Origin of the sequence: Paralimibaculum aggregatum (assembly GCF_030270585.1) — a bacterium.
GTDB classification, from domain to species: Bacteria; Pseudomonadota; Alphaproteobacteria; order Rhodobacterales; family Rhodobacteraceae; genus Thermohalobaculum; species Thermohalobaculum aggregatum.
This window is the reverse complement of sequence record NZ_BSYI01000096.1, coordinates 1-2,830: the sequence shown is the minus strand read 5'-3', so window position 1 is coordinate 2,830 and position 2,830 is coordinate 1. Positions and strand designations below refer to the sequence as shown.

Sequence of the window (2,830 nt, the reverse complement as noted above, 5' to 3'; positions counted from 1 at the left end):
GAGCGCCTGAAGAGCGGCCCTGTCGGCCTCCTTCCGGCCGCCCCGGCGGTGCGGGCGGGGCGGCCATCGCGGTGCAGGGTCGGGGTGGCGTTGGGGCGCTTCGAGCCGTCTAATACCAGCTTGCGCTGATCAGAACCCATGGGCCCGGTCGCGGAGGCCGATGGTCATGATCTTCCATGGGCGGTCGATGAGGCGGTTCCAGGCCTCGCAGGAGAGGGCGACGATGTCCTCGTAGCTCCCGAACACCCGGTTCGAGAGCCAGTTCTCGCGAATGTACTGCCAGATGTTCTCGACCGGGTTCAGCTCCGGCGAGCGAGGCGGCAGCGGGAGCAGGGTTATGTTCCCTGGGACGACGAGCGCCTTCGACATGTGCCAGCCGGCCTGGTCGAGGATCACCACCGCATGCGCACCGGGCTCGACCATCCGTGAGATCTCGGCGAGGTGGGCGGTCATCGCGTGGGTGTCGCACCAGGGCATGACCAGCCCGGCGCCCTTGCCTGCCTTCGGGCAGATGGCACCGAAGATGTACGCAGATTTCGTGCGCTGGTCGTGCGGCGCCGAGGGCCGCGTGCCGCGTCGCGCCCAGCGGCGGGTGATCTTGTTCTTCTGCCCGATCCTAGCCTCGTCCTGGAACCACAGCTCTATCTCGGTGCCTGGCGGGAGCGTCTCGCGGATCTCCGCCAGGCGGACGGGGAAGTCTTTTTAAAAGCGGCGACCGCCTCCTCGTTCTGGGCGAAGTGGCGCGGCCGGGCGGAGAGCTTGCCGAAGCCGAGTGCCTTGAGTTCCCGGCTCATCCTCGCCTCGCTCACCGAGATGCCGAACTCTTCCCAGACCCGGGCCGCCAGATCAATCAGCCGCCACCGGACCACGCCGTCGCGCGCCGGGAGCGGTCCGCTCTCGACAATTCTCACGAGCGCCGCCCGCTGCCCGTCATCGAGCTTCGAGGGATTGCCAGGCGGCTTGCGGCTGATCAGCCCGTCCGGCCCCTCGGCATTGAACCGCGGGGCCCAGTCGCGCACGATCTGACGGCCGACGCCGCCGGTCTCCGCCGCCTCCGCGCGGCTGCCGCCGTCGCAGATCACAGCCAAAGCGAGCAACCGACGCGTCCGGTCCGCGTCCCGGCTCTGCCGAGCAAGTCGCTTCAGATCCACCGCGGTGAAGTCGCCCCGCAGCGCCAATGGCCGCCCCATGCCTGCCTCCCTGCCGTCTTCGACAGAGAGTCAGAGATCGGCGCCCTTGGGAATCCCCCGCGCGAGTCCGGATCAGCGCAAGCTGGTATAACAGTAGAGCGCCGATGGCCGGGACCGCCATGCGCCCCGCCGGGCTGCCCGGGAGGCACGGTGATGGCGGCTTTCGCGCGCCGTCGCCGAGGCGATCATGGCGGCCGGTGCCGGGGAGCGTGACCGGCGCCGGCCGGCACGCGCGCGCCGAGGGGCATGCCGCCGATCGCAACGGTTGCCGCGACCGCGGCCGCGCGCGCGGCACCCGGCCCGGCACGCCGAACCCGCGGGTGCCGAGGCTGCGGCAGGGCAGCTCCCCGGCTTCCTCGCGCCGCGCCGGGCCTCGGGGGTGGCGCCCGCGGCGGTGATCCGCGAGGCCCGGATCGGCGGCGTCTCGAAGGGCGCCGTCTCCAGGCCCTGAACGGACATCGACGAGCGGCTCGGCGCGTTCCCGGGCCGCCCGCTCGCCGGCGATCGGCCGCACGGGTGGCGCGGCGCCACCCACCCGAAGATCCGCCAGGGCGGGCGCATCGCCCCGGCCTCGGCGATGATCGCGGCCGCGGTCAACACCGACGGGCGGCGCGAGATCATCGGCTGCGGCGCCGGCGCCTCGGAGGCCGGGACGTTCCGGACCGGGCTCCTGCGCGGCGCGAAGGCGCGCGGCCTCGCCGGCGTGACGCGCGTCCTCCGATGCCCCTGCCGGCCGCAAGACCGCGATCGGGCGCGTCCTCGAGGCAGGCCGGCAGCGCTGCCGCGTGCACCGGACGGGGACCGCGCTCGCCCATGCCCCCGCGGCCGGCACACCGCCGCCGCCGCGGTCCGCCAGGCCTTCGGCCAGGGCGACCGCAGCAGACCGGCACGCCCCGGGCAGCCCGTCTCGCCGACCAGATCCGGCGCGCTGGCCGAGGCGCGCGGCGCGCATGGACGAAGGCGGGCACGACGTCCTCGCCTGCATGGCCTTCGGCGCGATCGCCGCACGAAGCAGCGCTCTGCGCACCCGATCGGGCGCCTGAACAGGGAAGCGCCGCGCCGCGCCGAGAACGTCGGTATCATCCCCGGCGAGACCTCGATCGCGCGCCCGATCGGCGGCGTCCCATGAGAACAGATTGGCGAAGGGGCGCCCCGGCACCATAACATGCAGGCTGCAACCGTCTCGCGCATCGATGCCGCCGAGACCGATTCCGTTCCCAGCATGACCACGCAGGCCGTCCGATCATGCCCTCAGGCCATCCCGCGATCCTCGCCGCATTGACGAGCGTGACCGAACCCCTTGGGAGGATGCGCTGAAGTGGGCGCTCCGCAACCGCCGTCTTCCGCCCAAGGGCGATCCGCGGCGGTAGGTGGGGCATGCATGCATGTGGCGCGTGTCGAAGACCGCTCGGCCTGCACGACGTCGCGGCATCTATGAGCCGGATGGGCAGCTGCCGCGTGAACACGCCCGCGGCCAGTGTCCCCGGCGCGCCCGGGACACGGGACGCCGCATCGGAGCCGGCTCGGAACCCGGCACGAAGCCGGGGCCGCGAGCGCCTAGGACATCGCGTTCTCTGCAACCGCAAGCGCAGGCTCCGGAGCATCGGAGACCGCCCCACGCGCAGACAAGGATGCACACA

General features: G+C 72.7%; 2 protein-coding genes. One reads left to right on the top strand and one right to left on the bottom strand.

Going from position 1 to position 2,830, the window contains the following annotated elements:
• Window positions 1-129 precede the first annotated feature (129 nt).
• A protein-coding gene (locus QSJ97_RS24340) for an IS630 family transposase (RefSeq protein WP_285675083.1) occupies window positions 130-1,190 on the bottom strand; the annotation gives its coding sequence in 2 pieces (ribosomal slippage) (window positions 130-698 and window positions 698-1,190; 1,062 coding nt in all).
• 457 nt (window positions 1,191-1,647) lie between these two features.
• Here QSJ97_RS24340 and QSJ97_RS25140 point away from each other — a divergent pair.
• A complete protein-coding gene (locus tag QSJ97_RS25140; RefSeq protein WP_352231148.1) occupies window positions 1,648-2,319 on the top strand; it encodes a transposase in 672 nt (223 codons plus the stop codon).
• Window positions 2,320-2,830: the final 511 nt, after the last annotated feature.